Genomic DNA, 6,258 nt, shown 5'->3' on the forward strand with positions numbered 1-6,258 from the left:
CCGGAGCGGAGCGGAGGACGGCGCAGCCGTTGCGGGACCGGCCGGTCCCTGCTCCGATCGCCCGCTTTCGGAAGGCCGGAGCGCGCGGCTCACCGGAAGCGAAACGGCGACCATCGTGACGCCACCTCCCCGCTCACCCCGTCCCGGCATCGAGGGAAGACGGCACGTCCTCGGGCGCCAGCTGCGGGCGGAGATGGGCGCGGAGATCCACCAGGCCATAGGCACGGAGATCGTCATTGAAATCCCCCAGTCGCGGTGCGAGACGGCGCACCTCGATCCCGGCATCCCAGGCCCGGGTACCAAGATCGTCCGCGGCCGCAAGTCCCGCCGGATCGGTGTCGGCAGCGATGTAGAGGCGCTGAATCGTGTCCGGGAGTTGCAGGGCCGCGAGATGGTTGGCGGAAAGCGCCGCGACGACCGGCAAGCCCGGCAATGCGAGGTACAGCGACAGCATCGTCTCGAGGCCCTCACCGGCCACGAGGACATATTCCGTCTCGCCGATCCGCACGCCGTTCCCGAGAAGGGTGCCCATGGCCTTGCGCGGCGGATCGACGGGTGCTTTCCGGGCCTTTTCCGGATCGAGCCAGGTCCGGTGCAGACCGGTCAGCTTTCCGTCGGCATCGCTGACTTTCGCCAGCAGGGCGGGCCAGCGTTCGGGCGGCTCGGTTCGCGGGTGATCCTCGCGCCAGTAGAAGCAGCTCGGGTGGTACCGGAGGCAGGACAGGTTGCCGAGGCGCGTGAGACCGCGACCCGCCAGATAGCGTTCGGCGAGCGTGCCCGCGATCGGCTGGCCCATGGCCCAGAGACGACGTGCGGCCTTCGGGGACCCTCTGGAAGCGCGTGACCTGAAAGGAGTCACAGCCTCGGGTCGCGGCAGGCTCAGGAAGCGCCGTGCCTCGTCGAGCGTGTCCGCGAGCGTGGCGATCCGCAGATTGGCGGCGATGAGATCGAGGAGGTCGCCATGCTCGCCCGTTGCCGCGTCGCTCCACTTGCCGGCGGCACCGGGCCCAGAGTCCGGCCCGGTCAGCCGGACGTAGAGGCTGCGCCCGGGCGTGTTGTCGACGTCGCCGACGGTCCAGTAGTGGCCCTGTTTCCGGCCGTTCGAGAGGTAGTGGCGGCAGACGGCCTCGGCCTCTCGGGCGAGGCGGCGCGAGATATCGCTGGCGGAGTTGTCCATCTCTCCCTCCTGTCATCTGGATGCGAATAGGGGCCCGCCGAGAGCGGCGGACCCCCAGGTGGCCGGGTTCAGTGCCCTGCCCTGCTCGACGTCACTCGGCCGCGGTGCGCACGGCCGCGTCGTCGGCGACGGCGGCCTCGTCGACGGGATCCTCCGGCGTCTCGATCGACGCGTCGACATCGACTGCGGACTCCGCATCGTCGTCCTCCACGGACGTGCCGGTGTCGGCACTGTCATCGGTGGCGACCTCGGCAACCGGACCACCCTCGGACGGTGCCTCTTCCGCGAGCGCCAGCGTCCGGAGCGGCTCCGGCAGCCAGCCGGTGCCGGCGAGGAGCTCTTCGGCGGCCGTCACCATCTCCGGCTTCTTGAGACCGGCGATCCTCTCGGCGGCCTCATCGCCCTTCGCCTCGCGCACCGCCTCGAGGATGCGTGCCTTGGTCACGCGGGCGAGGTAGCTGTCGCCCGTCGCACTCCAACCTGCCGCGCTCATGTCGAGGGCAAGCGTCACCGCAAGCACGTCGGCATGCGCCATCGCGCGCGGCCGCCGGTTGTAGGGATCGCGGACCGCGTTCACGCTCAGAGCCACGCAATGGGCGAAGAGCGCCTCCCGGCTGGTGCTGTCGAAGTCGATCAGCGCGTCCCAGAGGTCCTCGGACGCCTTCGGCAGGTTCGCCACCCAGTTCTCGTGCCGCTGGTCGATGGCGAGCGCGTAAGGAGTGTCGCCGAGACCCGGGACCTGCGACCCGAAGACGGCGCTCTTCGGGTCGATCTCGACGCAGCTGTCCGGCGCGTAGCGGTAGAAGTGCTTCAGCACCAGGACGTGCAGCGCCGCGATGAAGGCGATGTGCGGATCCTTCGCCAGCGCGTCGCGGAGAGCCAGCGTGCGATGCGCGGTCAGGTCCATGACGAGACGGTCCGACAACGGCTTCAGGCCGTCGTCCTCTTCCTCGTCCGCGCCGTCGGTCGAGACCGCATCCTCGTCGTCCACCTCGTCGGCAGCATCAGAAGACGTCTCTCCTGTCCTGTCGGACTGGTCGGTCTCTTCACCCGGCTCGTCCTCCGGCCGGACGTAGCCGCGTTCGACCCGAAGTCCGCCCGAGTGATCGATGCTGACGAAGGCGCCCGCGAGCGCGAAGTCGTCGTCCTCGAACTTGATGGGACGCGCATCGAGCGCCTCCATGGCCTCCTCGATCTCGCCGAGGCGCCGGTCGGCGTCCTCCGGCAAATCGTCGGCGTCAGCATGTTCGGCCTCGAGCGCATCGTACTCGGCCTTCAGCACCTGGTAGTCGGCGGCCTCGCGGTCGCTCATCGGCACCGTCTCGCCGTGGAGGCGGCGCATCCCGAAAGTGTGCCCATAGGGGAAGTCGGTATCGACCTCGATCCATCTCCACCCCTCGGCGCGGATCGTCTCCGCCTCGGCGGCGAGCTTCGACGCCACCATGCTGTCGAGCAGCGCGGCATCCTGCAGCCAGCCGCCGTCGTCCTGCTGGAACAGGTCGCGGAGAACGTCGCCGCCTGCCTCGATATAGGCGTCGAGACCGACGAAGCGGGCGCGCTTGTCGGAGGCGCGGACGGCGCCTTCGGTCAGCATGCGGCGGATTTCATGCGGGGCCTTGGAGTAATGCCGCTTCAGCGCCTCCCAGACCTGCTCCTGGCGCGTGTGGTCGGGATTGACCGTGAAGGCCATGAGCTGGTCGAGGGTCATCTCCTCTTCGGAATAGGCGTCATGGAGCGACGGCGCGACGGCGGCGAGCTTGAGACGCTGTTTCACAACGCTCGTCGCGACGAAGAACGCTGCGGCGATCTCTTCCTCGGTGCGGCCTTTCTCGCGCATCGCCTGGAAGGCGCGGAACTGGTCGAGCGGATGGAGCGGTGCCCGCTGGACGTTCTCGGCGAGGCTGTCCTCCTCGGCCAGGCCGTCGGTCCGCACGATGCAGGGCACCGGGGCGGTGCGGTTGAGCCGCTTCTGCTTCACGAGAAGCTCGAGCGCGCGGAAACGCCGCCCGCCCGCCGGGATCGAGTACATGCCGGTCTCGGCGCCATCTTCGTCGAGCACCGGCCGGACTGTGATGGAACTGAGCAGCGTCCGCCGGGCGATGTCCTCGGCGAGTTCCTCGATCGAGACGCCGGCCTTGATATGGCGCACGTTCGACTGGCTGAGCATGAGCTTGTTGAAGGGGATGTCGCGCGAGGCGCTGAGGGTGATCTTCGTTTGCTTGGTCATCGGAAGTCTCCGCGACGGACCGGCCGGGAGCCACTCTCCCGACCTCTCGAATCCGTCACGAAGTCCACGGCCCCCCTCTACCTCTGGAGCGGGGGACCGCGGCATCGACCGGGCGCGACGATCAGGAGGCCTGTGCGAGAAGCGTCCTGGCCTTGCCTTCGAGCTGGAGCCGCGCGTCCTGCTGCGGCTTCGATCGCGCGACGGCGGTGATCCCCTGCACGAAGTCGAACACGCTCTCGGGCGGGCGGCCTTCCTCGGCCAGCACGGTCTCGACGATCCGCCCCGTCTCCGCCTTCGAGAACCCGCGCTTGCGGAGGAAGTCCTGCCGGTCCTCGTCCGACCGCGCGACGATCTTCTCGCGCGCCGCGCGGATGCCGTCGATGAAGGGCGCCGGCGAGGACTCGGCGAAGCTGGCGAGTGCCGGGGCGGCTTCGTGGGCAAAGCGCGAGGCGGCGTATTTCGAATGCCGGATCGTGATCTCCTGGAAATCCTCGACGCCCCAGAGGTTGCGGTTCTGGCAGACCGCGCGCAGGTAGAAGCTGGCGATGCCGAGCGTCTTGGCGCCCACCTCCGAGTTCCAGCAATAGAACCCGCGGAAATAGAGGTCGGGCGAACCGTCGGGCAGCAGCCCCGCCTCGATCGGATTGAGGTCGTCAACGAGGAACAGGAACACGTCGCGGTCCGAGGCGTAGAGCGTCGTCGTCTCCTTCGTCACGTCCACGCGCGGGTTGTAGATACCCGTCGACCAGTCGAGCACCCCCGGCACCTTCCAGCGCGTGTCTCCGGTGCCGTTGCCCGCGATCCGCTGCACGGCGGAGACGAGTTCATGGTCGTAGATGCGGCCATAGTCGGGTCCGGTCACGGCGCGCAGTTCCGTGCGGCCATCCGCGACCTCCATAGTCTTGAACTGCTCGGCCCGGTGGTTGGTCAGGCCGTACTGCAGGTTGATCCCCGCGAGCGGCGCGGGCAGCTGCCGCAGATAGGCCGCCGGCGCGCCGACGATGCTTGCCAGCTGCCCGAAGCTCCAATGCGTCGGCGCGATCGGCCCCTCTGAACCGGGCAGCACGAGCCCCAGTTTCTCCGGATCGTCGCGATTGGCCTCGACCCGGATCGCCGCGCTCTCCACCGTGCGCGTCCGGCTCCGCTCCGCCCTGCCCTTCACCGAGGCGAAGAGATCGTCGAGCGACAGATACCGCTCGTCATCCGGCCGCGCGAACCACTCGGACGATACGCGGGACACGTTCTCGCCGCGTGACACATCCACCCTGTAGCCGCCGCTCTCGGCGCGACCGGCATCGATGATTTCGGTATTCATAGGGAAACCTCCGCGACGGGCGGTCGGGAGCCTCTCTCTCGACCTCCAAACCCGTCACGGACCGGAACGGCACTCTCTCACTCTACGGTTCGGAGGCGGGAGAATTCAGCCCGGGCGACGCACGCCAAGATCTTCGGGAGAGTGCAAGACAGACACGCTGGTTAGGTTTGTGGGGGCCTGACCCCGGGAACTTCGACGAGGTTCTGGCCTATCCGGAAAACGTCCTGCACGCCCCCGCCCAGCGAGATGTCCAGCATTACCATCAAGTCCCCAAGATCAGCGTACTGCATACGCAGACCGTGCTTCGCGAGCCTGGCGACGTAGTCCGGCGTGAACAGATCGACGCCCCATTGCTCCGTGAAGGCGCTGCTGGAATTCGTACCGCGCGACACCGGTGCGAGCCGTATGAAGCCGAAACCACGCAATCGTGCCATACGACGATTATAGACATGGTGGAGGACTTTGCCCTCTATTCCCTCGCCGCCGAAGACGCGCTTCCAGGCTTGCCGATACCGTGTATACCCCGGGCTGACCCAAAGCTGATCGGTGTGGAACAAGTTCGCGACGTTCTCGTGAGAAAAAATTGGCAGGCGCTCGTCGGCGGGTGCCGGTAGATCAGCCCGAACAAGCAAGGCCCTTCCTGGCGAAACAACCTCCAAAACCTCGCCGATATGATCCTCTAACGCGGACTGATCTACGGCGACGATCGGCACATGAAGACAAGGCGGAAGGGCCCACTTCCGCATTGCCTCTTCGTACGCTGCTGGATCTGGAGTTCTGGCCATCGGACTTCATGTTGGGCGATCCGCGGCTAGTTTTCTAGTGGATCGAGATGGGCCACCGCATCGAACTATAAGGACGGGCCATTATCGTGATGAAACGGAGCGCCTGAAGGAAAGGAGCGGTCCGGCGGAGCAATCGCCGGACCGCAGGACTTACGCCGCGCGAGCCCGGCGCGCCGGAAAGTCGATGTCGGTTTCTGCTACGTGGTTCAGATAGTTCGTGAAGATGTTCGCCACCACGTTTGCTACGGTCTCCACGATGTCGGCTTCGTTGAGGCCCGCCGAACGCGCCTTCGCGATATCGCCGTCTGAGACCATGCCGCGAGTCCCGAGGATTTCCGCCGCCAGATCGAGGATGGCCGCCGTTCGCGGATCGTCCGAGCGGCCGGCGAGATGAGCTTCGATGGTCGAGGGCGAAACCTTCAGCCCCGACGAGATTGCCGCATGGGCTGACGCGCAGTAATCGCACGCGTTTGCGCCCGCGACCGTCAGGGCGATCGCCTCGCGCGTTCGGGCGTCGAAGCCGCCGCCGGCCAGGGCTTCGTTGAGGCCGAGCAGTCCCGCAAGGGCGGCCGGCTGGTTTCCGGCAACCCGGTAGAGGTTGGGCACCATGCCGATCTTCTTCTTGATGGCTTCGAACAGGGAGGCGGTTTCGGGTGTTGCGTCGCCGTCGGCGACCTGGGTGATACGTGCCATGGAATGTGTGTCCTTTGGATGGAGTGGGAGTGGGATCAGGCCGTGGCCCAGCCGTCTTCGG

The 6,258-nt window shown here is 67.1% G+C and carries 5 protein-coding genes; all 5 read right to left on the reverse strand.

Annotated elements, in window-relative coordinates:
• Positions 1 to 133: 133 nt before the first annotated feature.
• The 5 genes from R5H30_RS20195 to R5H30_RS20215 all read right to left on the reverse strand — a co-directional run bounded on the left by R5H30_RS20195 (position 134) and on the right by R5H30_RS20215 (position 6,197).
• Positions 134 to 1,177, reverse strand: coding sequence for a DUF7146 domain-containing protein (locus R5H30_RS20195; RefSeq protein ID WP_318330473.1), 1,044 nt, complete (start codon positions 1,175 to 1,177; stop codon positions 134 to 136).
• A gap of 91 nt (positions 1,178 to 1,268) precedes the next feature.
• On the reverse strand, positions 1,269 to 3,404 hold the full coding sequence (locus tag R5H30_RS20200) for a ParB/RepB/Spo0J family partition protein (RefSeq protein ID WP_318330474.1): 2,136 nt from the start codon (positions 3,402 to 3,404) through the stop codon (positions 1,269 to 1,271).
• Between the two features lie 121 nt (positions 3,405 to 3,525).
• A complete protein-coding gene (locus R5H30_RS20205; RefSeq protein ID WP_318330475.1) occupies positions 3,526 to 4,719 on the reverse strand; it encodes a DUF932 domain-containing protein in 1,194 nt (397 codons plus the stop codon).
• Positions 4,720 to 4,880: 161 nt separating this feature from the next.
• Positions 4,881 to 5,432: a hypothetical protein gene (locus R5H30_RS20210; RefSeq protein WP_318330476.1), complete on the reverse strand. Its 552-nt coding sequence runs from the start codon at positions 5,430 to 5,432 to the stop codon at positions 4,881 to 4,883.
• A 222-nt stretch (positions 5,433 to 5,654) separates the two neighbouring features.
• The gene (locus R5H30_RS20215) at positions 5,655 to 6,197 is read right to left on the reverse strand and encodes a carboxymuconolactone decarboxylase family protein (protein ID WP_318330477.1); all 543 of its coding nucleotides are present in this window, start codon (positions 6,195 to 6,197) and stop codon (positions 5,655 to 5,657) included.
• Between the last annotated feature and the right edge of the window lie 61 nt (positions 6,198 to 6,258).

Source organism: Roseobacter sp. FCG-D35 (assembly GCF_033436665.1).
Lineage (GTDB): Bacteria > Pseudomonadota > Alphaproteobacteria > Rhodobacterales > Rhodobacteraceae > JAWQFO01.

Bases quoted from the DNA above. Each gene is read 5' to 3' on its own strand.
- R5H30_RS20215 (WP_318330477.1), bottom strand. From the start codon at position 6,197: ATGGCACGTATCACCCAGGTCGCCGACGGCGACGCAACACCCGAAACC.
- R5H30_RS20200 (WP_318330474.1), bottom strand. From the start codon at position 3,404: ATGACCAAGCAAACGAAGATCACCCTCAGCGCCTCGCGCGACATCCCC.
- R5H30_RS20205 (WP_318330475.1), bottom strand. From the start codon at position 4,719: ATGAATACCGAAATCATCGATGCCGGTCGCGCCGAGAGCGGCGGCTAC.
- R5H30_RS20195 (WP_318330473.1), bottom strand. From the start codon at position 1,177: ATGGACAACTCCGCCAGCGATATCTCGCGCCGCCTCGCCCGAGAGGCC.